The following is a 25,312-nucleotide window of genomic DNA, read 5'->3' on the forward strand; positions in this document are numbered from 1 at the left end:
TTTCACCTCCCGAAACTCACCACTCGCGCCAGTTGCTTGGCTCACTATCAATTTTCAGTGCAGAAAGTTTCTGCACTCATGCGGCTGGAAAGTCATCATTCACCTCTGCTCATGAACATCAGAAAGGCGTCATTCAATGAAGAAGACAGCAAGCACTCCCATCCCACGCAGGATGGTCCTGGGGGCTGCAGTGGTCGCGGCCGGCTTGGCCCTCGCCGGTTGCGGAGGAGGTGGTGGCGCACAGGCCGGCAGCGGTGGAAACGTCGAGTTGAACTTCGTGTTCTGGGGCGATGCAAACCGTGCCAAAATGACCGAAGCGGCCCTGCGGATCTTTGAGAAGAAGAACCCCGGCATCACCGTCAAGACCGAATACCAGGACAGCGGCCCCTACGCCGACAAGCTCGCCACCCGGTTCGCCGGCGGCAACCCGCCCGATGTCCTGGCCATGGCCAACCGAAGCCTCCTGGAATACGCCCAACGCGGCACCCTGGCCGATCTCAAATCGTTCCCCGAGCTGAACCTGGACAAGGTTCCCGAAACCACGCTGAGCCGCGGCGAGGTGGACGGCAAGCTCTACGGCCTGGCCACCGGCGTCACCACCATTGGCATGGTGGTCAACAAAACCATCACGGACCAGGCAGGGGTGACCATCCCGGATGACAAGACCTGGAGCTGGGAGGACTACGCCAAGTTCGCCACCGAAGTCACCGAAAAGACCGGCGGAAAAGTCTACGGGGCCGGTTACGACGTCGCCACCGAAACGGGACCCATCATCCTGGCCCGCCAACGCGGCGAAGACTTCTACACCAAGGACAACAAGCTGGGTGTCAGCGCAAAAACCATCGAGGACTGGTTCCAGTACAGCGTGGACCTCCGCAAAGCCGGGGGCTACCCACCCGCCGGGTTCTTCGAACAAATAGGCGGTTCCCCCGCCCAGTCCTACCTGGCCAAGGGCACTGTGGCTTCCCAGATCATCCCCATCAACAACTTCCGGGGCTACAACGAGGCTGTTGAAGGTGAAGTGGTCCTGCTGCGTATTCCGGGCGAAACCACCGGCGAGCGCCGGGGCTACTCCGCGGACCCCACCATGTTGTGGTCCATCGCTGCCAAGTCCAAGCACCCCAAGGAAGCAGCCAAGTTGGTGGACTTCCTGACCAACGATGCCGAGGGCGCCGCCGAGGTCCTTACCCAGCGCGGCGTCCCCATCAACCCGGAGGTGGCCGAGGCCATCACCCCCAAGTTGAGTGCCGATGACAAGACGTTCGTGGACATGATGGCCGCCATCCAGGAAGACGAACTCCCTGCTGCCTACGTGTATCCGAAGGGCGCCAGCGTTGTGGCCGACACCCTCAAGCAGTTGACCACTGAAGTGGAGTTCGGCCGTGTAAGTCCCGCCGATGCCGCGAAGACCTTCATGGAGAAGAGCAATGCAGCCATCAACAAGTAGCTCCGGATCCACTCCCGAGGGGACGGTGGCACCATGTCGGTTCTGACCAAACAGCCGGCCGGCTCTTCCGCCCCGGCTTTGACAGGAAACGGCAAGCCCCGCATCCGGCCTTCCCGGCGGAAAAAGCAGCGGTCCGGATATCTGTTCCTGCTCCCCTGGTTCCTGGGGATGCTGTTCACTGTCATTCCGTTCTTCGCCTCGCTGTACCTGGCCTTCACGGACTACAACCTCTTCACCGAGCCGAACTTTGTGGGGCTCGCCAACTTCCAGGCGATGTTCGAGGACCCCCGGCTCCTTCAGTCGCTGAAGGTCACCTTCATTTACACGTTCGTGTCCGTGCCGATATCCCTGGCCGTTGCGTTGCTGGTGGCTTTGGTGCTGAACCGGGGACTCCAAGGCCTGTCCATCTACCGCTCGGTGTACTACCTTCCTTCCCTGCTGGGCGGGAGCGTGGCGATCGTGATGCTGTGGCGCTACATCTTCGGCAATGACGGGATCGTCAACGGGTTCCTCGGATTGTTCGGGATCCAGGGTCCGGCATGGGTCACCGACCCGCAGTTCTCACTGAGCACCCTGATTGTGCTGAACGTGTGGACCTTCGGCTCTCCCATGGTGATTTTCCTCGCGGGCCTGCGGCAGGTGCCGGGCATGTACTACGAGGCGGCATCCATTGACGGTGCCTCCAAGTGGCGGCAGTTCCGGAGCATTACCCTGCCGCTGATCAGCCCCATCATCTTCTTCAACCTCATCATGCAGCTCATCGGCTCGTTCCAGACGTTCACCCAGGGCTACGTGATGAGTGGTGGTACGGGTGGTCCGGCTGATTCAACGCTGTTCTACAACCTGTACCTGTACCAAAAGGGCTTCACAGAGTTCGAGATGGGGTATGCCTCGGCCATGGCCTGGCTGCTGTTGATGATCATCGCGATTTTCACCGCCATCAATTTCATCGCATCCAAGTTCTGGGTCTTCTACGACAATTAAGGCAACCTCATGGCACTCCTTGATCTACCCCTCAAGCGCAAGTTGGCCAAGCAGGAACAGCCCGAAGATGCCCTGACAGGCACGCCGGCTTCCCGCTTTTCGCGGCACCTGATCCTCTGCCTGGTGGGGCTGGTGATGCTCTATCCCCTGCTGTGGCTGATCTCCAGTTCGCTGAAGCCCAGCAACGATATCTTCCGGCAGCTGGGACTGTGGCCGGAAAACTGGGACTTCTCCAACTACGCCCAGGGTTGGACCGCCCTGGACCAGCCCTTCCACGTGTACCTGATCAACTCGATGGTGATCGTGGTCTTCTCCATCATCGGCAATATCTTCTCCTGCGCGCTGGCAGCCTACGCCTTCGCCCGGATGGAGTTCACCGGTCGGAAACTGTTCTTTGCCCTCATGCTGGGAACCCTGATGTTGCCGGGCCACGTTCTGTTGGTTCCGCAGTACATCATTTTCTCCCAACTGGGATGGCTGGACACCTACCTCCCGCTGATCGTCCCCAACTTCATGGCCACCAATGCCTTCTTCATCTTCCTGATGGTGCAGTTCATGAAGTCGCTGCCCAAGGAACTGGACGACGCCGCGCAGATTGACGGCTGTGGCCCCTTCCGGACCTTCATCCGGGTGATCCTGCCGCTGTGTGTTCCGGCCATGGCCACCACGGCGATCTTTACGTTCATCTCCACCTGGAACGAGTTCTTCGGGCCGCTCCTTTATATCCAGAACCAGGATTTGTACACCGTTCCCCTGGCCCTGCGCGCGTTCATGGATTCCGAAGGCCAGAGCATGTGGGGTCCCATGTTTGCGATGTCCGTGGTGTCCATTGCACCGATTATCGGTTTCTTCATCGCCGGGCAGAAGTACTTGATCAACGGCATTGCCACCACGGGGCTTAAGTAGGCCCTCCACCACGGGGCCAGCAAGACCACTACAGACAGATCAACACTGACAAGACAAAGGAGTTTTGCATGCGCCTGCGACGCCTGCTCGGCGCGGTGACCGCCGTCGTCATTCTTGGAAGCCTTACCGCTGTGCCCGCCAGGGCAGAGTCCCAGCCCGGCGGAACCGACGCGTCGACCGAAGCCGCCGCATTATGGAAGCAGCGGCCGGACGGATTCGCGTCCTTGCCCGGCAATGGACTGGAGGGGACCACCGGTGGCCAGGCCGGGCGGCACGTCAGCGCTTCTTCACTGGAAGAGCTGAAAACCTATGCCGCGGCTGAGGAGCCTCTGGTCATCTTCGTCAAGGGCAGCATCACCGCCGCGGACTACGTCAAGATTCCGGTCTCCTCCAACAAGAGTTTCATTGGCACCGGCGCAGGCGTGGAACTGGTCAATGCCGGGTTCAAACTCATCAATGTCTCCAACGTGATCTTCCGGAACTTCACAGTCCGTGACTCCTACATTCCAGGTGACTGGGATGGAAAGCGCCCGGACAACGACCGCGACGGGATCCAGCTCGATACCTCGCACCACGTGTGGGTGGACCACATGAAGTTTGAGCGCATGGGTGACGGCATGATCGACACCCGCAAGGACTCCGATTACCTCACGTACTCGTGGAACATTTTCGCGGACAACAACAAGGCACTCGGTGTGGGCTGGACCAGCAATGCCGTCACCAAAATGACCATCCACCACAACTGGATCCGCAACACCGTCCAACGGAACTTCAGCCTGGACAACACCGCGGCAGCCCACGTTTACAACAACTACCTGCAGGACATCGGGCAGTACGGAATGATGGGCCGCAACGCCGCCAAGGTGGTCCTGGAAGGCAACTACTTCACCGCTGTTGCTGATCCCGTCGTGGCCAAGGACCCGGCAACGGAGATCGTCAACCGCGACAACGTCTTCGATGCCACCCGCGGCCGCAAGGACAACATCGGCACCGCCTTCGACCCCACGCAGTCCTACGCCTACGCCAAGGACGAGGCCACCAACGTGCCACGCCTGGTCACTTCGAGCGCCGGACCACGCGGAAACAAGGCATCAAGCACGACGACGGAAGTCACCGTCGCGCTGGACGGCACCGGCGACTTCGGCAGCGTCCAAGCCGCCATCGGCTCGATTCCCGTGGGCAATACCGAACCCCGGACCATCACTATCAAGCCGGGCTTCTACAGGGAAGCGGTCAACATTTGGGCTGACCGGCCCAACGTGACGCTGCAAGGATCAACAGGTAACCCGTCCGACGTCGTGATCTCCTACGACACCCCCGCCAACGGTGCCAAGTTCTTCGGCGGCACGTGGGGCGCAGCGGGCAGCGCCACACTCAACGTCCTGGCGCAGGACACTACCGTCCGCAACCTCACCGTGGAGAACGCCTACGACGAAGCCGTCAACGGTGGAAGCCAGGCCCTCGCGGTCAGGACCGTGGCGGACCGCGTACTCTTCGAAAACACCAGGTTCCTGGGAAACCAAGACACCTACCTCGCCGACACTGCCGGCCGGGACGCGACCGCGCGGACCTACCTGAAGGACTGCTACATCGAAGGCGACGTGGACTTCCTCTACGGCCGGGGCACCGCTGTCTTTGACGCTTGCACCATCCACTCCCTGGACCGCGGAAGCGACACCAACAACGGCTACATCGTGGCTCCGAGCACCAAGAACTCCAACCCGTACGGCTTCCTGATCGTCAACAGCACCCTCACCTCCGATGCCGCTCCCGGGACCGTTAGCCTGGGCCGGCCCTGGTTTGCCAGCAGCGATCCCGAAGCCCACCCCATGGCCGTCATCCGCGAGTCACAGCTGGGCAGCCACATCGCGGTGCAGGGTTGGTCGGACATGAGCGGGCATGCGTGGACCGAGGGCCGGTTTGCCGAGTACAACAACACGGGGCCAGGGGCTTACGTCAACGGGTTCCATCCGCAGCTCACGCCCACAGACGCCCTCAAGTTCACCAAGGAAACATTCCTGGGTGACTGGACTCCGGCGGCAGGTGCTTGAGATGACGAACGCACACAACCCGGCCATCCGACGTCGAACGCTTCTTTCCGCCGGGCTTGCCGCCGGTACCTTGGCCTCCACGGGCCTGCTGGGAGCGGCTACGCGGGCTGCCGCGGCTGAAGACGTGCTGCCGGGCTTCGGTTCCAACGGGTTCAGGGAAGCCGGGCTGCCTGTCGAGCGCGGGCCCATCAACGGCGGGCCCATCAACCGCGGGCAAGGCGGCGCTTGGACCGCGGCACCCACCGGGTTCGCCGGCATCGCTGCGCATGGCCGGGACGGCACCACTGGCGGGGCCGGCGGCAGGCTGGTCCACGCAGGCACGCCGGATCAGCTCCGCGGATTCGCCAAGAGTGCCGAAGCGCTGGTGGTGATCCTGCACGGAGAGCTGGTCTTCCCGCAGTACGAAAAACTGACAGTGACATCCAACAAATCCTTCCTCGGGGCAGGCGAAGGAGCGGCGGTGGTCAATGCCGGGTTCAAGCTGGTGAACGTGGCCAACGTGGTGTTCCGCAACTTCACTGTCCGGGATTCCTACATTCCCGGAGATTTTGTGGGAAAGCGTCCTGACAATGACAGGGACGGGATCCAGATGGACACCAGCACGCACGTCTGGGTGGACCACATGCACTTCACCCGCTTGGGCGACGGCCTGGTGGACATCCGCAAGGACTGCGACAACGTCACGCTGTCCTGGAACGTCTTCTCGGACCACAACAAGGCCCTGGGCGAGGGGTGGACCCAGAACGTGGTCACCCGGCTGACACTGCATCACAACTGGATCCGGAACACCCACCAGCGCAACGCCAGCCTGGACAACACTGCGGCCTCCCACGTCTTCAACAACTATCTGGAGGACATCTCCAGTTATGGGATGTTGGGGCGGAACGCTGCCCTGTTGGTGGTGGAGGGAAACTATTTCCGGGACGTCCGGAACCCCCTGCACCACCAAGGTCCCGGCGGCGAACTGGTGGCCCGCAACAACGTCTTTGTCGAGTGCACGGGGAACACGGGCGAGGAACGGGGTACTGCGTTCGTGCCGCCGTATTCCTACGAGCTGACTCCACCAAAAGCGCTCCCTGCGCTGGTGCGTGCTTTCGGCGGGCCGTTGGGCGGGACCGGGCCCGCCCTCCGGGAGGTGTTGACCGTGGCGCTGGATGGCACGGGCGATTATGCCAGTATCCGCGCGGCGATCGGCGCCATTCCCGCCAACAACTCCCGCCCCGTCACGGTGCTCCTGCAGCCCGGTATTTATCACGAGCCGTCGGTGGTTTGGGGCGACCGCCGCAACATCACCCTGGCCGGGGCAACGGGGAACGCCTCGGACGTGACCCTGACCAACAGCGAAGGTGTCACGCTCCTGGTGGCGGCGGACGGTTCCACGCTGCGAGACCTCACCGTCACTTCCGATACCCCGCAGTCGGGCCCAGTGCTGCTGTCCACGGGAAGGGACGTGACGCGCTCCAATGTAACGGTGCTCAACGGTACGGTGCTCGACGGTGCGGCCGGGTAGATGCCGGGTAGATGCCGGGTAGATGCCGGGTAGATATATCAAGGGTGGACATCATTAATAAGTAGCCTTAGCATTTTTACCGTATATCGAAGGCCAGCTGTTGGAGGCGGCAAAAATGCGAGCAATGGTGTACCGCGGCCCTTATAAAGTCAGGGTCGAAGAAAAAGATATCCCCCGGATCGAGCATCCCAATGACGCCATAGTCCGGGTGACGGGAGCCGCGATCTGCGGCTCGGATCTTCACCTGTATCACGGCATGATGCCCGATACGCGGGTGGGGATGACGTTCGGGCATGAATTCGTGGGCGAGGTCCACCAAGTCGGCCCGTCCGTGGAGAACCTGAAGGTGGGCGACCGCGTCATGGTTCCCTTCAATGTGTACCGCGGGTCGTGCTACTTCTGCGCCCGCGGACTGTATTCCAACTGCCACAACGTCAACCCGAACGCGACGGCGGTGGGCGGCATTTACGGCTACTCCCACACCACCGGCGGTTACGACGGCGGCCAGGCGGAGTTTGTGCGGGTGCCGTTCGCCGACGTCGGGCCCGGCAAGATCCCCGAATGGATGGACCAGGAGGACGCGGTAATGCTCACCGACGCCCTCCCCACCGGCTACTTCGGGGCCCAGTTGGGAGACATTGAACAGGGCGACACGGTGGTGGTTTTTGGCGCCGGACCGGTGGGGCTGTACGCCGCGAAGTCGTCGTGGTTGATGGGCGCGGGGCGCGTAATCGTCATTGACCATCTGGAGTACCGCTTGGAGAAGGCCCGGGAGTTTGCCCCCGCCGAAACGTACAACTTCAATGAATACGACGACATTGTGGTGGAAATGAAGAAGGCCACGGACCATCTTGGCGCAGACGTGGTGATTGACGCCGTCGGAGCCGAAGCTGACGGCAACCTCACCCAACACATCACATCGTCCAAGTTCAAGCTGCAAGGCGGTTCGCCCGTTGCCTTGAACTGGGCCATCGATTCGGTCCGCAAAGGCGGAACGGTGTCGGTGGTGGGCGCTTATGGGCCGATGTTCAGCGCCGTGAAGTTCGGAGATGCCATGAACAAGGGGCTGACGCTGCGAATGAACCAATGTCCCGTGAAGCGGCAGTGGCCACGGCTGTTCGAGCACATTCAGAACGGCTACCTGAAGCCCAGCGACATCATTACGCATCGGATTCCGCTGGAACACATCGCCGAGGGGTATCACATCTTCTCGGCCAAGCTGGATGACTGAATCAAGCCGATCGTGACCACTGTCTAGGCGTCCGGATCAGGCATAGCAAGGAGGAACATCATGCCGTACACAGCAGAAAGGCCGATCCCGCGGCCAACGCCTGAAGAACTGCGGGCCAAAATTCCGGGCTGGGGCGTGGACCTTGACCCCAAGGACCGGCCGTCTTTCCCACGCGAGCAGCGCGGGATTCCCACCGGTGCGCACTGGGACTTCCCTGAGCGCCAGGAAGAGAAGTGGCCCCGGGAACGCTCTGTTGAGCACAAATTCCTGACGCCTGTTTTTGGAACATCCACCCCTCCGAAGGGCGTTTCAGGTGCCATCCGGAAGTACGCCTACAAGTACAGCGAAGGACGGGCCGCGCACTGGCTGCTCCTGATCGCGGGTGACCGGGTTGATGCCTGGGAAAGCCACCTGCGGTCCTTTGGCACGCTGCACCCGGATAACCCGATCACCGAAACAGGAGTCCTGAGCGAATTCAAGAACCACGGCCTGGCTTCACGGTGGGGCAGGAAGCGGGCGGATACCAAGCACCAGTGGATGGATCCGATCATCGTTGCCGGGCCGTGGCTGCTGGTGGGCACCGGCGTGGTCCTGGCCCTCAAGGGCATCACGAAGGCCACAAGAAAACCCCGACGCCGCTAAGCCCCACCGCTACCCAACTGAGTAGCAGCAGATGCCGTTTCGAGCGCTCAAACGGCATCTGCTGCTACCTACATGGGGTGGCTACGCGTCTACGTCCGTGTTCACGATGTAGACGTCGCACGGAGCACCGTGGGCCACGCTGTTGGCGATGCTGCCCAGGACGCGGCCCAGGCCCCTCATGCGCTTGTTGCCCACCACGATCAGCGAGGCGTTGTTGGTCTCGGCGTAGTTGATGAGGGCGTTGGCCGGTGTTCCACGGGCTGCGAAGTACTTGATGTTGCCTGCGGGGACGTCCAGCTCCTCGGAGACCTTACGTGCAACGTATTCCGCTGAGTCGGCGGAGGACACTGTGATGCGGTCGCTGCCGCTGCCGAATTCTTCGATCCGGTCATCGGAGAAGCCGCTGATTACGTGCAGTTCGGCGCCGAGTGCGGTGGCGAGCTTCGCTGCTGCCACTGCTGCCCGCTTGGCCGTCTCGCTGCTGTCAACGCCGACCACAATAACTTCTGACATGAGTACTCCTGGTTGTGGGGTTTCACTGGGTGCTGCTGCAAGAAAATCTACACTCGATCACCTTAGGCCGGGATAACCCTTTGAACCGGGAGTGTTTACGGCCGGTGTCACTGGGTAGGGATACAACTATCGGAACGATCACACGACCGAAAGGCAGGACCATGAGCAGCGCACCATTTTCTCCGCAGACCGCCATCGTCACAGGATCGGATTCAGGCATCGGAAAGGCCACTGCGGTGGCGTTGGCCAAAGCCGGCATGGACGTAGGCATCACGTGGCACTCAGACCAGCAGGGCGCGGAGGAAACAGCCGAGGAAGTCCGCGGTCTCGGCCGGAAAGCAGTGGTCCATCAACTGGACACCACGGATGTCCGCGGAACAGCTGACGCCATCGAGAAGCTGGCCGAGGAACTTGGCGGGGTGGATGTCTTCGTCAACAACTCCGGCACCGGCGATGGCACCAAGTTCCTTGAGTTGGACTACGACACCTGGATGTCCACCTTGGACACCAACCTCAACGGCGCCTTCGTGGCCATGCAAACAGCAGCCAAGCGGATGGTGAAGGCCGGCCGGGGCGGGCGGATCATCGCCGTCACCAGCGTCCATGAGTTCCAGCCACGCGTTGGGGCCTCGGCCTACGACGCTTCCAAGCACGGTCTGGGTGGCCTCATCAAGACCATGGCCCTGGAACTCGCTGAACACGGGATTACCGCCAACAATGTGGCACCGGGTGAGATCGCAACCCCAATGACCGGCCAGGAAGACGAGGACCCCAAGGGCAAGGAACGTCCCGGCGTGCCTGTTGGCCGTCCCGGTGACGCCCGCGAGATCGCAGCGGTGATTGCTTTCCTGGCGTCCCCGGATTCGAGCTACGTCAACGGCGCATCGTGGCCGGTGGACGGCGGAATGCTGCAGATGGGGCCGCAGGCGGGCTCGCACATCACCAGCAATGATTGGCGCGAAAGCTAGGCCGCTGCAGGCTCTGGCCGCGCGGTGATCCGTGGGCTAGTCTGCATAAACGGCCTGCCCGGCGGGCCGGATTTACCTTTCCAGAGATTCGTAAGACGTTGATGAGGAGCACCATGGCTGGCCACACCTATAGCGTTTCCGAAATTGTAGGAACTTCCACGGAGGGCGTTGACGACGCCATCAAGAACGGGATCGCCACCGCGTCCGAAACCTTGCGGAACCTCGACTGGTTTGAGGTCAAGGAAATCCGCGGGCACCTCGAGGACGGCGCAGTTGCCGACTGGCAGGTCACCATCAAGCTCGGTTTCCGCCTGGAGCGCTGACCCACCCCTCCGCCAGATGGCAGTTGGTGACAGTTCCGGGGCTTGCAGCGCTCGGGATTGTCATCAACTGGCATCTCGGTGAGAGGGTTCGGGCACGGCCGATGGGTTGGCGCCGGTGCCGACGTCGCCGAAGTTGAGCAGCGTCAAAGCGTCCGACGACGGCGAACCGGCCTTCGCGGAATACACCCTCAGCATCTGGTCGGGGTCGTCCGGGAGACTGAGGGTTTCAAAGTTCAGTTCCAGGTCCCCCACCACGGGGTGGTGCAGCCGAATGGTTCCCGCGGACCTCGACGTGACCCGGTGCCCGGCCCACCACTGACGGAAATGTTCACTGTGGACGGCAAGCTCCCCCACGAGTTGGTTGGTCTGGGGATCATTGGGATGCCGGCCTACGTCCATGCGCAGCGCCCCCACGGCCTCGGCCGCCACGGTCTTCCAGTCCCTGAACAGCAACCCTGCCGCGGGATCCAGGATGATCCAACGCGTGAGGTTCCGTTCCCCTGCGGGCAGCGCCGTGAAGTCGGTGAACAACAAATGGGCCAGGCGGTTTCCGGCCAGGACGTCGGCACGCCGCCCCAACACCAGGGCCGGAACATCCCCGACGGCGTCCAGCAGCTGCCGCACCGCGGGCCGCACCTTCTGGACGGGGCCGGGGTTTCCTGCCGAGCCGGCGCAGTGCTCCAGCAGGTCCATCATGTGCGCCTGCTCCCCTGCGTCCAGCCGAAGTGCGCGGGCCACGGATTCCAGCACAGCCTTGGAGGGGTGGATGTTGCGGCCTTGCTCAAGGCGCGTGTAGTAGTCCGTGCTCACTCCGGACAGGCGTGCCACTTCCTCGCGGCGGAGGCCGGGCACCCGGCGCGAACCACTGGATTCCAGGGTTCCGGCGTCTTCGGGTGTGAGGCGGGCACGCATGACTTTGAGGAATTTTCCGAACTCGGCGCTTTGACCCATTCGTCCATTCTGCCGTTTGGAACGTGTGAAAGACCACCTTTGTGGGTAGGACTACCAGACCTAGGAAAAACAGGATCAGGTTGGATTGCTGACTCTGCAGCCAAAAGTGCATAGGCTCGGTACAGAGCCTCCGAAAACGCTTTCTGGAGTGTCACCACCATCATCATCCCGTCGAAGGAGACCGTCATGCCAGAGCTGACATTGAACAACGGCGTCACCATTCCCCAGCTCGGATTCGGTGTCTTCCAGGTACCTGCTGAGGAAACGCAGAAGGTAGTGGAAGACGCCTTTGAAGCCGGCTACCGCCATATCGACACCGCTGCCGCGTACCGCAATGAGGCAGGAGTCGGCGCTGCCATTGCAGCTTCAGGGATTGCCCGCGAGGAACTCTTCATCACCACCAAGCTTCGCAACGGCGAACAGGGCGAGGCCTACGATGCCTTCCAGCGAAGCCGTGATGCCTTGGGCCTGGAAGTCATTGACCTCTACCTGATCCACTGGCCGGTCCCGTCGCAGGGCCTTTACACGCAGGCTTGGAAAGAGATGGAGAAGCTCTACCAGGACAAGCAGATCCGGGCGATCGGCGTCTCCAATTTCCTGTCCGAGCACCTGGACACGCTTCTTCGCGAGGCAGACGTGGTCCCGGCAGTGAACCAGATCGAGGTCCACCCCACCTACCAGCAGGGCGGGCTGGCCAACAAGTGCCGCGACCTGAGCATCGCGGTGGAGGCGTACAGCCCGCTGGGCCAAGGCAAGGACCTTAACGCCGAGCAGGTGGCATTGGTGGCCGCGGCACATGGCACCACTCCTGCACAGGTAATCCTGGCCTGGCACCTGGCGCAGGGGACCATCGTGATCCCCAAGTCTGCGGACTCCGCACGCATGCGCGAGAACTTCGGCGCAGCAGACCTTTCCCTCACCGAATCAGAACTGGCAGCCGTTACGGCACTTGAGGCGGGCGCCCGCATCGGTTCCGATCCCGCCGTCGCCGCTTTCACCCAGCTCTAGGAACCGCTTTCACCCAGCCCTAACAACTAAGGACGAACATGCAGTACACCCATCTTGGCCGTTCCGGCCTGAAAGTATCCCGCCTCTGCCTGGGCACCATGAATTTCGGCCCCCAGACGGACGAAGCGACAGCCCACTCGATCATGGATTCTGCGCTGGATTCCGGCATCAACTTCTTCGACACCGCCAACGTCTATGGCGGCGTGGAGCACCGGGGCTGGACCGAGGAAATCATCGGCCGCTGGTTCGCGAAGGGCGGCGAGCGCCGCGAGCGCACGGTCCTGGCCACCAAGTTGTACGGCACCATGACGGACCGGCCCAACGAGTCCAAGCTGTCCGCATTGAACATCCGCCGTGCACTGGACGCGAGCCTGAAGCGTTTGCAGACGGATTACATCGACATCTACCAGTTCCACCACATTGATCGCGAGACCCCGTGGGACGAAATCTGGCAGGCGATCGAGGTTGCCGTCCAGCAGGGCAAGATTCTGTACTCGGGCAGCAGCAACTTTGCGGGTTGGCATATCGCCCAGGCGCAGGAAGCTGCCCGGAGGCGGAATTACACGGGCCTGGTCAGCGAGCAGTCCATTTACAACCTGTTCCGGCGCGAACTTGAGCTTGAGGTCATTCCGGCGGCCCAACAATATGGCTTGGGCCTGATCCCGTGGTCGCCGCTGCAGGGAGGGCTGTTGGGTGGCGTGCTCAAGAAGGAAGAACAGGGGGTACGCCGCGCCGAGGGCCGCGCACTGGAGACCCTCAAGAAGCACGAGGACCAGATCCGCCGGTACGAGGATTTCGCGGACGAGCTGGGCCACGCACCCGGCGACGTCGCCCTGGCCTGGCTGCTGCACCAGCCGGCCGTCACGGCGCCGATTGTTGGGCCACGCACGCAGGAACAACTGGATGCGGCCATCCGGGCGCTGGACGTCACCTTGAACGAGGACGCCCTCAAGCGCTTGGACGATATTTTCCCGGGCCACCGCACCGCGCCGGAGGATTACGCCTGGTGAGCGATCTGTCGTCCCACAGCCTCGGGTTGGCAGCGGACACCGTCTCGCCACGGAACATCCTGTTCATTGGCGGGACCGGGGTCATCAGTGCGGCGGCGGCTGAACGCGCCGTCGCATTGGGCCACCGGCTGACCATCCTCAACAGGGGACGGTCAGCCGGGCGGCCGGTACCGGACGGGGCTGAGGTCCTCCACGCGGATGTCCGCGACGCCGACGCCGTGCGGGAAGTACTGCAAGGAAGGGAGTTCGACGCCGTTGCGGACTTTATCTCCTTCACCCCGGACCAGGCGCGGGCCGGCATGGAATTGTTCCGTGGGCGGACCGGCCAGTACGTGTTCATCAGTTCCGCCTCTGCGTACCAAAAACCGCCGACAACACTGCCCATCCGGGAATCGACCCCGCTGAAGAATCCGTTCTGGCAGTACTCCAGGGACAAGATCGCCTGCGAGGAGTTGCTGTTCCAGGCCTACCGCGAGCAGGACTTTCCGGTGACGGTGGTCCGTCCATCCCATACTTATGACCGCACCAAGATTGCGATGGTGGGCGGGTGGACCGATATTCACCGCATGCGCGCGGGGCTGCCCATCCTGGTTCATGGGGATGGAACATCGTTGTGGACTTTGACGCACAGCAGGGATTTCGCCAAGGCCTTCGTCGGCCTGCTGGGAAGGCCCCAGGCCATTGGTGAGAGCTACACGATTACTTCTGACGAGTTCCTGCCGTGGAACCAGGTCTATGGCCTCTTCGCGAGGGCGGCCGGCGTGGCGGAACCACGCCTGTTCCACGTTGCCTCCGAGACCATCGCCGCCCACAGCCCGGAGCTTGGCCCCAACCTGTTGGGCGACCGCTCCCATTCCGTGGTGTTCGACAACTCCAAGATCAAGGCGTTGGTTCCGGACTACAGGGCCACGATTCCTTTTGCGGACGGTGCCCGGGAGATCGTCGACTGGTATGACACCCATCCTGAACTTCAGGTGGTGAAGGAGGATTTCATGGAGCTGAGCGACCGGCTCCATGAGTGGTCGCGGCGGTAGCTGTTGCCAAGCAGCTGCCGCCCAGCGTAGAAACAGAGAAACCCGGAGGAGACCAAGCCCATGACACTTGCCCCACTCATTGAACTCAACGACGGCCAGAGGATCCCGCAGTTGGGACTGGGCACCTGGCCCCTGAATGACGCCGAGGTGGCCGACGCCGTGGTGGAAGCGGTGTCGCACGGCTACCGGCATGTGGATACGGCCAAAAAGTACGGCAATGAGAAGGGCGTCGGCAACGGCATCCGTGCGTGTGGAGTGGACCGCGAAGAACTTTTCATCACCACCAAGCTGGATGGGGAGTTCCAGGGCTCCGGCAAGGCTATTGCGGGACTGGAGGGATCGCTGGAACGGCTGGGGCTGGAATACGTTGACCTGCTCCTGATCCACTGGCCGCTCCCCCGGCGGGACGAGTTCGTTTCCACCTGGAAGACCTTCGAGGAACTCCAGGCCTCAGGCAAGGCCCGCTCCATTGGCGTCTCCAATTTCAAGCCCGGACACCTGGACCAGTTGTTCCGGGAAACTGACGTGGTGCCGGCGGTAAACCAGATCCAGGTCAGCCCTTCCATTCCCCGCCCGGCAGCCCGGGCCTACAACGAACGGCATGGGATCGTCACGGAGTCTTACAGTCCGCTGGGTGCCAGCAGCGATCTGCTCAACGCCCCGGTGTTGGCCGGCATCGGCGGGAAGTATGGGAAGACGCCGGGCCAGGTGGTGCTGCGGTGGCATGTCCAGCAGGGGCTGGTTGCCATTCCCAAGACCGCTAATCCGGAACGGATGAAGGAGAACTTGGAAGTGTTCGATTTCGAACTGGACCAGGAGGACCTTTCCAAACTGCAAACCCTCGACGCCGGACCTGACGCAGGCGTCGACTCGGACGTACAGGGGCACTGAACATGGCCAACGAAAACACACTGATCTGGGTGGGTTCCTACACCGCCGACAGGAACGCCAACGGCAAGGGCATCACCGCCCTATCGGCCGGCGATGACGGCCAACTGAGCTCACTCGGCTTGGCTGTGGTTGCAGATTCACCGTCGTTCCTTGCAGTGCATCCAACGCTGCCGGTGGTCTATGCGGTGGCCGAGGAAGCAAAGACCGTCCGCGCTTACCGCCGTACGGGCGAGTCGGAACTCGAGCCGCTGGGTGACCCCTGGCCGGCCGGTGAGGCCACGTGCCATGTTGCCGCGGACCCGCAAGGACGCTTTATTGTGGCCACCTGTTGGGGCGACGGTCAGGTCATCCTTTACGAATTGGACCACGACGGCGCCATCACCTCGCGCACCAGCGCGGCAGCCGCCGTCGATCCCCACACTGCAACGTCCCCGGACGGGCAGCGGCCAAGCCGCGGGCATTCAAGCCTGATGCTCCCGGACGGACGCGTGATGACCACCGACCTTGGGCATGACCTGGTCCGGGTGTGGAAATACGTTCCCGGTGAGGGGCTTCAACTGGATCATCAGGTGGTTTTGCCCAAGGGCTCCGGCCCGCGGCACATGGCACGCCATCACAGCGGGACCGTTTTTGTGGATACCGAATACTCCGTGGAAGTCGCCGCGATCCGGATGGAACCGGACGGCACGTACGAGCTGACGGCCGTGGTTCCGGCGACCGCGTCGGGGGTCAAAGACGGCGACGCCGGAGCGGAGATTGCGTTGTCACCGGATGGCCGATTCGCTTATGTGGGGGTGCGTGGGTCGGACCGCATCTGCGTGCTGAAAGTGAGCCACGACGGCACTGGACTTGAGCCCGTCGCCGACGTTCCCTGCGGCGGCGCCTGGCCACGGCACCACCTGGTCCGCGAAGGCTGGCTGTACGTCGCCAACGAAGGCTCGGACGACGTCGTGAGTTTCAGGCTGGACCCGGCCACAGGATTGCCGGACGGCCCCGCGGGCCGGGTGGAAACGGGTTCCCCCAGCGTGCTGGTCCCCGCCGGTTAACTGACACCGAGGTGGCACTCAATACCCATGATCCGCTCAGACATTGGTATTAAGCGCCACCTCGGCGGGCTTTTCAGGCGGACCAGACCTGGACGTCGTCGGTGCCGCAGATCAGTTTGCGGCCAGTGGGTTCAAGGATGACCCAGAGCAGTTCCTGATGCTTGGAGACCTCGTCCACACGGCCCGTGCCGGCACCCCAGGCGACGTCGTAGATCCACACAGGATCGCCGGAACTGAGCTCGGACCATTCTGCCGCGGGAACGTGCCGGTAATCTGCCGGCCGGTTCAGGATGGAGCTGGTCACGCTGATACTTCGGCAGCAGTGCGGCGCCGCCACAGAGTTGCCTCGCCATTGTGGGCGGGAAGCACGTGGCCCTCGGGGAACACCTGGACGGCGTCCGGATCGGAGTCCGGGCTCCACAGGCCCGACGCCGGGCAGTGGGACCCGGTAGGCATGGTGCGGGTGGCTCGTTCGCGCAGGAGGGCGATGCTCTTCATCGTTGAAACTCATCCTTGGGGGTAGATCGGGGCACTGCGTGGTGTGAAGCAGATCTCTTCAACCCTATGCAAGTCCTACCTGCTTGGTTATAGGCAAATGCATAGCGTCCCGTGATGTGGCTATGCAAAAGCACAGTGGCATTCCGAAGGGGATCAGCGCCCGCCGCACTTTAACCCACGCAGGGGGCAGGAAACGTCGCTATGGGAGCCCATAGCGACGTTTCCTCCTACCCGGATGGGTCTACTTGTAGCTCAGGCTCAGGAACATCGCCTTCAGCTGGGCGTACTGCGTAGTATTCATCCAGGCCTTGGCCGCTTCCGGGGTGGCGAAGGCGGGCTGCTTGGCGGGATCGAAAATCGCGTAAGCACTCATAATGCCATTAGGTACGCGGATCTGATTGATGCCTGAACCTGTCTCACCGGCTTGCATCTCCGAGGCCAGGCGAACGTCCATGATGTACGTGGGAGTCTGGTCCAGCGGCGTGGCCGGAGCTTCCTCTCCCGGGTGCGTCATGAGGGCCGACTGGTGGGCAAAGAACCCGAACTGCACCGGGTCATTGGGCGACGTCGAGGACACAACACCAGGTACTACGGCTCGGTCATAGACGGTTCTCTTCACCCAGCCGCCCGTACCATCGGCGTAGTTGCCATTGAACACGCGGGCTACCTCTGCCCCAGCGGCATCGAAGACAGTCACAATGCGCGAGGCTTCCGCAGTCCCGGGAGGATCGAATGGTCCTTGTTCCACCCGGATACTCCAGCCCACCGGATAGGTGAAGGACAAATGCCCGTCCGGGAAGGTGTAAGTCGGCACTACAGCGTGCGGCAGGGTCGTTGTCGAAATTGGTGTGGGCTCTGGGATCGGGACCGCGGGAGCCACGGGCGGGGTGGTTGCCGGTGCGGCCGCTGTGGGCGTCGCCGAGGGCGTGGCCGTGGGAGTTGGCGTGACGGAAACGCTGGGCGTGGGTGTCGCTTCAGTGGAGGTGACCGTGACAGCAGGTGCCGGCGCGGAGCTCACCGAGCCTAGGTTGGCGGCGACCAGCACTCCCGCGGTGACCGCCGCAGCTGCGAGCAACAGCCCTCCAGCGATCTGGGCCTTACGGCGTCTGCGCTGGTCAAGGGACGTCACTGCCGCCGCCGGGTGGCTGTCGCTGAACACCGTGGAGCCGGAGAGGATCCTGTGCAGCGCTTCTTCCCCATTGGGCTCGGCAATTGGATCGACTGTGAGCGGGTCAATCGCTGAAATCTGGTTCTTGATCGGATCCATTGTCTTCAGACCCCCATCTTGTGTGTGGTGGTTTCGGCCCCTGCAGGCATCTGTTTCCGGAACGCCGTTCGGGCCCGGTGGAGGCGGACTTTGGCCGCCGATTCACTGCACTGCAGCACGCCTGCTATTTCTGCGGTGCTCAAGTCGTCCCAGTAGGCCAGTTGGAGGATGTCCCGGTCCTGTTCACGCAACCGCATCATGGCGTCCTGGACCACGACGTTTTCGGACTCCTCGCCAAACCGCTCCACCGCCGTCGTCCGCAGCTTTTCCTGCAATGCCAGCCGCCGGTCGCGGCTCCTGTAGGCGTTTCCCACCAGGTTCCGCGCAACCGTTAAAAGGTACGGGAGTTCCGGGCGCGAGTCGTCGCTCCACTTTTGCCAGACGATGCGAAAGACGTCGGCTGCGATCTCCTCCGCCGCCTCAGCGGATTCGACGCGCCGGCAGACGAATTTGAAGACGGATGGGTAGCTGTCTTTGTGAATGGCGATGAACGCCAATTCGCGCTCGGAAAGCACGATTATTCCCCCTGATATAGAGCCCTGAACTGCAGGATACTTGTATAGTTTCCGGCCGGGCGGCATCGGTTACAGAGTCCCGGAAAATCTTCCGGAAGCTGCAGTTGCCTGGTTAGAAGTCCCGGTCCAGGACACCCGCTTCGGTGAGGGGCGCCAGCGAGCAAGCGACGCCTGTCAGGCCGGTGACGGCCGACGTCGGTGTCCAGACCATGTTTGCCGCCGCACCTGCCGTCCTCACACCGGAGCCGCCGCTGGCTGCACTGCCGAGGGTTACGGTCACCACTGTCCGCGGAACTCCGGCCACGGTTTCGGTGGCGGCGGTCATGATGGCGTTGAAAAGGACTGTCTTGCGGCTCTTGGCGTAGTTCTGCTTGAGGTTGACCGAGCCGAGGTTGACGCTGCTGCCGGTTCTCTGGACGTCAAGGACATCCGTGGAGTTGCCCAGGCCGGCAAGGTTGCCGTCCCTCAGGCGCACCGTCACCGGAAGCGCCGCACCGGACCAACCGGGTGTGACGCTGGCCAGGTTGACTTGCTGGCTGTAGACGAAGCTCATGGAGTCACCGCTTTCGAGCCTGCTTTGGGTACCTCCCCCGTTGGCTGTCCTGATCTCGGCTGCCCGGAGCGGGCTGTTGTCCACCCTCCTTGAAGCCACCGTGGCTGAGATGGTCTCTTTGCCAGTGCGGTCAGTGAGGACCGCCCTGAGGTCGTAAGCGCCGTCGGCATAGGTGCTGGTGTTCCAGTTGCAGCCGTAGGGAACCGCGGCTGACGTGCAGAGCGTGGTCCACGTGGCTGCTCCCGAAGGTGCCGACTGGATCCTGACTGAAGCCACCCCGGCGGTTGAATTGGCGGCGGCGGATAGGGGTACCGTTCCGGTGAGGTAGGCTCCCGGGTCTTCAAGGGAAATTGAGGCAATGGTGTTATCCACTGTCCTGCTGGTGGCCGCAGTGGTGGCGGTGTTTCCCGCAGCGTCGACGCTGACGGCCCGGAAGGAATAGGCGCCATCGGACACGGTGGTGGTGTCAAAGCGGCAGGAATAGGGAGTCTCGATGAGCGTGCACGCTGTGGACCAGGTGCTGGTTCCGGTCTTGGCATATTGAAGGCTTAATTGTGAGACGCCGGAGTGGGTATCCGTTGAGGTGGCAGCCAAGGTGCGTGTCCCGCTCAGGGGAGTGCCCGGGTCCGTCAATGCCACGGTGGGGGCAAGGTTGTCCACGATGATGTCGGTAACCACAGCGGAGTAGGTCGTGGTCAGTCCAGCGACGGCCACGGCGCGGAGATCGTATGTTTCATTCGTGAAGAGCGCAGTGTTCCACGTGCAGTTATAGGGACTGACCAGGTTCAGGCACAACGTGTTCCACTTGTTCGCCCCTGCCAACGAGTACTCCACGCGCCCGCTGTAAATGGTGGTACCTGCACCCAGGAGCGTGGTGGACAAGGGCACGTTCCCGCGCACCGCTTCGGCGGGGCTAGCGAGGACCACAGTGAAACTGTTGGCAATCGTAGTGCTGCGGATCGGGGTCACTGAGGTGAGTCCGGCGTTGTCCGTGGCCCGCGCACGGAGGCTGTAACCGCCGTCGGGCACTGCTTTGGTGTTCCACTGGCACGTGGCAGTGGCAGTGGCAGCGGTACAGAGATTGGTCCACGTGGACGTGCCGTCCCGGAGGTACTCGACGTCGATGCTCCTGATCCCGGACTCGGCGTCCTGGGCGGTGGCTGAGATGGCGGCGGTATCCCTGATGGAGACGCCGGGGTCCGCGAGGGTGACCGTGGGCGGGTTCCAGTCCGGGGCCGCGCCGAAGGTGTTCCCCGTATTGGAGGTGACAGAGGTGAAGGCTGCCGCTGTTGTCCCGGCCGTCGCGCCAAGGATCACCAGAACGGCGATGAGGGCCGCGAGGAGGAAGGCGGTTACCGCCTTGGTGCGGGGACTTGCCCACAGTGGGGGAATGCGGCCGGGAACAGCTGGGGTGGTAGCGACGGTGGTGGTAGCGGTAGCGACGGCGGCGGGGATCCTCCGCGTCCCGCCGCCGGGTGTGGAGCTGCCCAGGTAAATGGCGCACACCACCGCAAGCAACGTGCCCACGGACCATATGGCCAACTGGGGAAGGGTGCCGTGGGAGATCCATAATCCAGGCAAACCCACCATGGGCACCAAGAGGCGGGCCTGGCCGGTGATCTGCTCCCGCTTCATGGGGGTGCTGTCGGTCTCCACATTGGCGTCGCCGGCGGTGATGTAGGTTCCGTCGTCGTTGGCTCCGACAATGCGGTGAAGCCGGGTCTTCTCTTTCCCGTCGGGCTCGGCTTCTGCGGGACTGAGGAACTCCACCACGCCTCCCACCGGGACCGGGTGGTCATCCGGAAGCCCCGAGGAAAGGACGACGTCGCCGGGGCTGATGTGGGGTTCCATGGAACCGCTTTGCACCACGCTCCCGCTCCAGCCAAGCACAGCTGGAAACAGCGCGATAACCGCCAGCGTCAATGAGATGCCCAGGTACACGCGGGCCAGGAGCGCCACCACAAACGGCACCCATCCCTCAGCGGAGAACAGGGCTGTTCTGGCGCTGTCCTTGTATTCCAGGCTCACGACGCTGCGTTGGATCCCTTCAGCCTACGGAGTAGGCGCGGTGTCCGACTGCAGTTCCCAGACGAGGTCGATGCTGACCCTGGCACCCTGGAGCGCGTTCACTTGCTCCTGCGTGAGTCCCGTGGTGTTGAAACGCCACGTACCCCGGTAACTTTGGGTCTCTCCCGGGGTACCGGCAGTGTCCCAGGATGATCCGCCTGTTGCGTAGTCCCTGTTGGATGTGGCCAGTGTGGACAAAGGCAGCTCCGGGACGGTGTTGGCCGTGGGCGTGAAACCGGTGCAGTCATTGAATGACCCGCCGGTTCCCTGTTCCAAATCAAAGTAGATGCGGTCTTCCAGTCCGCGGTCCGTGATCAGGTTTTGCGTGTAGGCCCGCACTTCGCCGGGAACATTGGAATTGGACGTCACTACGATGCACTTTTGGCCCGTTTGGCCGGGAACGATGTTTTCCACCGTGAATGCTGCCGCACCGAGGTCGTCATCAGTCAATGTGACGTTGCCTGCGCTCCAGGAGCTGCCGGAGTTGCGCGTGGTGGCCGTGAATGCGGCCTGGGATCCTTGCCAAACCATTGCACCGGCAATGATGACCGCTATGGGCCCGGCTGTGAACCCGGCTATGGCCCTGGTTCGGGAAGAGGGGGTTTTCATGGCTGACATCCTTTGCTGAGACCACTGAATGACCGCACGCAGGGAAGTATCGAAACCAGGCACCCCATTTCTGCGCAACGACATGTTCAGGCTACGCGAATATAGGGAACCTATCTACAAGTTAGTCATGCAATTGCTGAAGTTTGTCATATGACTTTTCATTACTGTGCTTGACCTGCACAGGTGCGTTTTTCGGGCCGGGATCCACGGTAGATTCGACTGCACCGAAACCTAACGAGAGCGTGGAACAACCATGGTGGAAACAGGACCCTCCGCAGACTGGGCCCGCAAGCAGGTAGACCTGGGGCGCGTTCCCGTCGCGGTGTTGGGAATCGCATCCAGCCGTGGCATCGAGGACGTCGTGGCGTTCGGGACCGACGCCGGCAGGCAGGCAACTCCCGAAGACCACTTCGCGCTCTTCTCCGTTTCCAAACCGATCAGTGCCCTGACCGTGATGCGGCAGGTGGAGCAGGGGAAGTTGTCCTTGGGGGCACCTCTTAGCGCCGCCGTCCCCGCCTTCGGTGCCCGCCGTACGGACAGCGTGACTTTGGAACAGCTGCTTAGCCACCGTTCCGGGATTGCCGATCCAGCGCTCGACGCCGGCACTCCCCTCCGTGAGGCTCTCACCGAAGCGGACCAAGCCTTCTACGCGGGAAGCCTGGTCCAGTACTGCAACATAGCTTTTGAGGGAGCCGCCGCCATGGCCGAGTGGGCCGATGGGCGCCCGTTTGAGGAACAGTTGCTTTCTCTGGCCCGTGACACCGGCGCGGCATCGCTTACCTTTGATGCAAGCTGCAGCCCGCACACCGTCCATGGCACCGAGGCCGCGGGCCTGAATGTGCAGGCCATGTATAAGAACCGCCATCCCGGAGCGGGCTTGTTTGGCACGGCCACGGACCTGCTCAACCTGGGCTCGGAACTCCTGCGGGATTCCGGGAAGGCAGTCAAGCCCGCAACCCTTGCGGCCATGCGCCGGCCACGGACCACGGAGGTTTCACACATCACCACACGATCCACCCCGCTGAGGCACACGGGATTGGGTTTCCAACTGCCCGCCAATGAGTCCGAGCTCCTGGCCAAAGGGATCTACGGCCACCCTGGCTGGTCCGGGACAGAATGGTGGATGTTCCCGGAGCAGGACAGGTGCGTAGTGTTCCTGACGAATGTGCTGGACGCGCCGGACACTGGCGTAGACACCAACGAGCTCTTCAACGCTGTGGCAGCTTCCTAGACGCTGATCTTCCTGCTGCGCACCGCCGATACTGCCCACACGAGCACAAACAAGCCCACCAGGATCAGGCCGGCGTCGCCCAGGTCAATGCTGCCCAGCCAGCTGGTCAGCGGGTCCTCGAGTTCGAACGCCGAATTCACGAACCCACCCAACGTGATGACCGCAATGAAGAGCGCCGAAACAGCGGAGATTCCGGTGATGACGGCGTTGAAGCGAAGCTTGCGCTGCGGGTTGTGAATGGCTGAGGTGTACATCTTCATCATGGCTACACCATTGATTGAATCGCACAGTGTCATGGCCGCCGTGAACGCAAGCGGGAGGGCAAGCAGGGCGAGCGGAGAAACTCCGGCGAGTGACGCCGTCGTGGTGATGACCAGCAGCCCAATGGTGGTGGCGGTGTCGAATCCCAGGCCGAAAAGGAATCCGATGACGTAGATGTTCCGTGGCCGCTGCACTTTGGACAGGGGTTTGGCCAGGAGCCGGGCCACGAAGCCCTTGGCCTCCAGGTCCTCGTGCCGCACCTCGGCGCCGGCCCGCACCTTCCGGTACGCCTGCGTGGCACGGACGAACGCCGATCCGTTGAACAGGCCCATCGCCAGCAGGAACAGCCCGGAAACACCGGCGCCAATCAGCCCCAGCACCTTGTTGCCCGTGGTGCCGTCCTCCATGAACTGCCCGATCATGGATGCACCCGCCACCACCAACAGGCCCGCCGCGATCACCACGGAACTGTGCCCCAGGCTGAACGCGAACCCCACGCTCACAGGATCTTTGCGCTGTGCCACGAACTTTCTGGTGGAGTTGTCGATCGCCGCAATGTGGTCCCAGTCGTAGCTGTGTTTGATGCCGGCAACGTAGGCCGTGACCACCAGTCCGAGCGCCAGGGGTTGCGCGGCGCCGGCCGCACCGACCAACAGGAGCACGACGGCGGCGAGGTGCAATGCGGCGACGGCACCGAACGTGAAAAGCAACCGGGTCCGCAGGGGCAAGGCCTCCCGCTCCCGGTACATGGTGGCGAACCCGGTCAGGGCAGTCATTAGTACTTCCTCAAATTCAAGGGTTCCTGCCCGTACCAGCGTTCCCGCAGGAGGCCGGTGCAGGCACCCAGCAACGTGTTGAGTTCCTCGGTGCTGTTGGACAACGATCGCAGCACAATCCCGGTACTCCCGGCAATAGTCGTGGTCAAGGAAATACCCGTGAAAGCAGCAAAATCCTTGACTGTCCGGTCCAGCTCGTCAGCAAGCCCTTGATCCACCCGCGGGTCCACCACCACCAACGACCCCAAGTGGCTGAAGCCCTCCATGAACCCCATCCCGGTCACGTCGTTGAGGGGCGGCCGGATCAGGAGGTTGTCGAGCGCCAACAGTTTCGCTCCGTTCCCGCCCTCGATCCAGATCTCATTGCGCAGCCGCACCTCTTCATATTTAAAGGACGCCCCGTCCGGGGACCACCCCGGCGTGATGACTTCGGCCATGACAAGGCTCGACGTCGGGTGGAGGCTGATGTGCGAATTCTGCCGATAGCTCGCCTCCCGATACGCAATCAGCTGATCGGGCATCAGCTCCAACCGCGAGCCCTCCCCCAGCCGGACACTCATCCGCTGCTCAGCAAACGACCCCGGTGTCCGATAAACCTTCGTGGCCGACTGCGTGGTCAACAACAGCTCAGCCCCAGCCCCAACCTCCACGTCAACAACGAACAGATCGGCCCCCAGATACGCCCCACCCGGATTGACCATGACATAGCAAACCTGCCCGGAACCATCCAGATAATGCGGCCTAAGCACCCGCAAAGCGCCCTCATGGAACTGCCGCAAAGCAACGGACCGCCCACCGCGCACCCCAACCCCCAACTCCAACCGCCCCCGCACACCCCGCTCCCCCAAGGCCAACCCAGCGCCCGGCCCAACATTCCCAAAGGCCGACCGAGCGCCCGGCTCCACGACCCCCCAAGGACCAGCATCGACGCCCGAGCCCACTACGTGCGCAGTCATCGGCTATCCCCGAAGGACGCCCCGAACGTCGCGACGTTGCAGCCTGGGCCGGTCGTGAACGCCA

25 protein-coding genes are annotated in these 25,312 nt (G+C 62.6%); 15 read left to right on the forward strand and 10 right to left on the reverse strand.

From position 1 onward, the window contains the following. Window positions 1–136: 136 nt before the first annotated feature. The 7 genes from AC6JA3_RS20440 (at window position 137) to AC6JA3_RS20470 (ending at window position 8,771) form a co-directional block, all read left to right on the forward strand. The gene (locus tag AC6JA3_RS20440; protein WP_026541724.1) at window positions 137–1,447 is read left to right on the forward strand and encodes an ABC transporter substrate-binding protein; all 1,311 of its coding nucleotides are present in this window, start codon (window positions 137–139) and stop codon (window positions 1,445–1,447) included. A 33-nt stretch (window positions 1,448–1,480) separates the two neighbouring features. Further along, window positions 1,481–2,431, forward strand: a complete 951-nt coding sequence (locus AC6JA3_RS20445; RefSeq protein ID WP_026541723.1) for a carbohydrate ABC transporter permease — start codon at window positions 1,481–1,483, stop codon at window positions 2,429–2,431. 9 nt (window positions 2,432–2,440) lie between these two features. Beyond that, a complete protein-coding gene (locus AC6JA3_RS20450; protein ID WP_026541722.1) occupies window positions 2,441–3,337 on the forward strand; it encodes a carbohydrate ABC transporter permease in 897 nt (298 codons plus the stop codon). A 68-nt stretch (window positions 3,338–3,405) separates the two neighbouring features. Beyond that, window positions 3,406–5,388 (forward strand): pectinesterase family protein, encoded by a 1,983-nt coding sequence (locus tag AC6JA3_RS20455; RefSeq protein ID WP_223944381.1) that lies wholly within the window; start codon window positions 3,406–3,408, stop codon window positions 5,386–5,388. Window position 5,389: 1 nt separating this feature from the next. Continuing rightward, complete coding sequence (locus AC6JA3_RS20460; RefSeq protein WP_347782138.1) at window positions 5,390–6,898, forward strand: pectate lyase family protein; 1,509 nt, start codon at window positions 5,390–5,392, stop codon at window positions 6,896–6,898. 115 nt (window positions 6,899–7,013) lie between these two features. Then, the gene (locus AC6JA3_RS20465; protein WP_347782139.1) at window positions 7,014–8,129 is read left to right on the forward strand and encodes a zinc-dependent alcohol dehydrogenase; all 1,116 of its coding nucleotides are present in this window, start codon (window positions 7,014–7,016) and stop codon (window positions 8,127–8,129) included. 60 nt (window positions 8,130–8,189) lie between these two features. After that, on the forward strand, window positions 8,190–8,771 hold the full coding sequence (locus tag AC6JA3_RS20470) for a hypothetical protein (protein WP_347782140.1): 582 nt from the start codon (window positions 8,190–8,192) through the stop codon (window positions 8,769–8,771). Between the two features lie 81 nt (window positions 8,772–8,852). Here the strand turns inward: AC6JA3_RS20470 and AC6JA3_RS20475 are convergent, their stop codons facing one another. After that, window positions 8,853–9,284: a universal stress protein gene (locus AC6JA3_RS20475; RefSeq protein WP_026541718.1), complete on the reverse strand. Its 432-nt coding sequence runs from the start codon at window positions 9,282–9,284 to the stop codon at window positions 8,853–8,855. Window positions 9,285–9,445: 161 nt separating this feature from the next. On the opposite strand from AC6JA3_RS20475, the gene AC6JA3_RS20480 reads away from it, so the two are divergent. Further along, a complete protein-coding gene (locus AC6JA3_RS20480) occupies window positions 9,446–10,252 on the forward strand; it encodes an SDR family oxidoreductase (protein ID WP_347782142.1) in 807 nt (268 codons plus the stop codon). 113 nt (window positions 10,253–10,365) lie between these two features. Further along, window positions 10,366–10,575 (forward strand): dodecin, encoded by a 210-nt coding sequence (locus AC6JA3_RS20485; protein WP_026541717.1) that lies wholly within the window; start codon window positions 10,366–10,368, stop codon window positions 10,573–10,575. Between the two features lie 63 nt (window positions 10,576–10,638). On the opposite strand, the gene AC6JA3_RS20490 is transcribed toward AC6JA3_RS20485, so the two are convergent. Next, entirely contained in the window at window positions 10,639–11,526 is an 888-nt protein-coding gene (locus AC6JA3_RS20490) for a helix-turn-helix transcriptional regulator (RefSeq protein WP_347782143.1), read from the reverse strand. 186 nt (window positions 11,527–11,712) lie between these two features. Between AC6JA3_RS20490 and AC6JA3_RS20495 the strand changes: the two genes are divergently transcribed. Genes AC6JA3_RS20495 through AC6JA3_RS20515 form a run of 5 tightly spaced genes read left to right on the forward strand, consistent with a single transcriptional unit; the run spans window position 11,713 to window position 16,515 of the window. After that, window positions 11,713–12,534, forward strand: a complete 822-nt coding sequence (locus tag AC6JA3_RS20495) for an aldo/keto reductase (protein ID WP_223944378.1) — start codon at window positions 11,713–11,715, stop codon at window positions 12,532–12,534. Window positions 12,535–12,572: 38 nt separating this feature from the next. Continuing rightward, entirely contained in the window at window positions 12,573–13,544 is a 972-nt protein-coding gene (locus AC6JA3_RS20500) for an aldo/keto reductase (protein WP_026548015.1), read from the forward strand. A 5-nt stretch (window positions 13,545–13,549) separates the two neighbouring features. Then, window positions 13,550–14,578 (forward strand): NAD-dependent epimerase/dehydratase family protein, encoded by a 1,029-nt coding sequence (locus tag AC6JA3_RS20505; protein ID WP_347783609.1) that lies wholly within the window; start codon window positions 13,550–13,552, stop codon window positions 14,576–14,578. 60 nt (window positions 14,579–14,638) lie between these two features. Beyond that, a complete protein-coding gene (locus AC6JA3_RS20510; RefSeq protein WP_347782145.1) occupies window positions 14,639–15,469 on the forward strand; it encodes an aldo/keto reductase in 831 nt (276 codons plus the stop codon). Between the two features lie 2 nt (window positions 15,470–15,471). After that, a complete protein-coding gene (locus AC6JA3_RS20515) occupies window positions 15,472–16,515 on the forward strand; it encodes a lactonase family protein (protein WP_347782146.1) in 1,044 nt (347 codons plus the stop codon). Window positions 16,516–16,588: 73 nt separating this feature from the next. On the opposite strand, the gene AC6JA3_RS20520 is transcribed toward AC6JA3_RS20515, so the two are convergent. The 6 genes from AC6JA3_RS20520 to AC6JA3_RS20545 all read right to left on the reverse strand — a co-directional run bounded on the left by AC6JA3_RS20520 (window position 16,589) and on the right by AC6JA3_RS20545 (window position 22,024). Further along, window positions 16,589–16,819, reverse strand: a complete 231-nt coding sequence (locus tag AC6JA3_RS20520) for a hypothetical protein (RefSeq protein WP_347782147.1) — start codon at window positions 16,817–16,819, stop codon at window positions 16,589–16,591. Further along, window positions 16,816–17,013 (reverse strand): hypothetical protein, encoded by a 198-nt coding sequence (locus AC6JA3_RS20525; RefSeq protein ID WP_026541709.1) that lies wholly within the window; start codon window positions 17,011–17,013, stop codon window positions 16,816–16,818. The genes AC6JA3_RS20520 and AC6JA3_RS20525 overlap by 4 nt, the downstream gene beginning before the upstream one ends. Before the next feature lie 241 nt (window positions 17,014–17,254). Continuing rightward, entirely contained in the window at window positions 17,255–18,280 is a 1,026-nt protein-coding gene (locus tag AC6JA3_RS20530) for a hypothetical protein (protein WP_347782148.1), read from the reverse strand. A gap of 5 nt (window positions 18,281–18,285) precedes the next feature. After that, complete coding sequence (locus AC6JA3_RS20535; protein WP_026541707.1) at window positions 18,286–18,795, reverse strand: RNA polymerase sigma factor; 510 nt, start codon at window positions 18,793–18,795, stop codon at window positions 18,286–18,288. 112 nt (window positions 18,796–18,907) lie between these two features. Next, entirely contained in the window at window positions 18,908–21,376 is a 2,469-nt protein-coding gene (locus tag AC6JA3_RS20540) for a S26 family signal peptidase (RefSeq protein WP_497920560.1), read from the reverse strand. 24 nt (window positions 21,377–21,400) lie between these two features. Continuing rightward, window positions 21,401–22,024, reverse strand: coding sequence for a hypothetical protein (locus AC6JA3_RS20545; RefSeq protein ID WP_026541705.1), 624 nt, complete (start codon window positions 22,022–22,024; stop codon window positions 21,401–21,403). 253 nt (window positions 22,025–22,277) lie between these two features. On the opposite strand from AC6JA3_RS20545, the gene AC6JA3_RS20550 reads away from it, so the two are divergent. Further along, on the forward strand, window positions 22,278–23,255 hold the full coding sequence (locus AC6JA3_RS20550) for a serine hydrolase domain-containing protein (RefSeq protein ID WP_347782151.1): 978 nt from the start codon (window positions 22,278–22,280) through the stop codon (window positions 23,253–23,255). Here AC6JA3_RS20550 and AC6JA3_RS20555 read toward each other — a convergent pair. Together AC6JA3_RS20555 and AC6JA3_RS20560 are read right to left on the reverse strand one after the other, a co-directional pair. Continuing rightward, a complete protein-coding gene (locus AC6JA3_RS20555; RefSeq protein ID WP_347782152.1) occupies window positions 23,252–24,292 on the reverse strand; it encodes a HoxN/HupN/NixA family nickel/cobalt transporter in 1,041 nt (346 codons plus the stop codon). The genes AC6JA3_RS20550 and AC6JA3_RS20555 overlap by 4 nt on opposite strands. Further along, the gene (locus AC6JA3_RS20560) at window positions 24,292–25,125 is read right to left on the reverse strand and encodes an urease accessory protein UreD (protein WP_431768472.1); all 834 of its coding nucleotides are present in this window, start codon (window positions 25,123–25,125) and stop codon (window positions 24,292–24,294) included. Before AC6JA3_RS20560 ends, AC6JA3_RS20555 begins: the two co-directional genes overlap by 1 nt. Window positions 25,126–25,312: the final 187 nt, after the last annotated feature.

It is taken from the genome of Arthrobacter sp. TmtSoilC79, assembly GCF_059739405.1.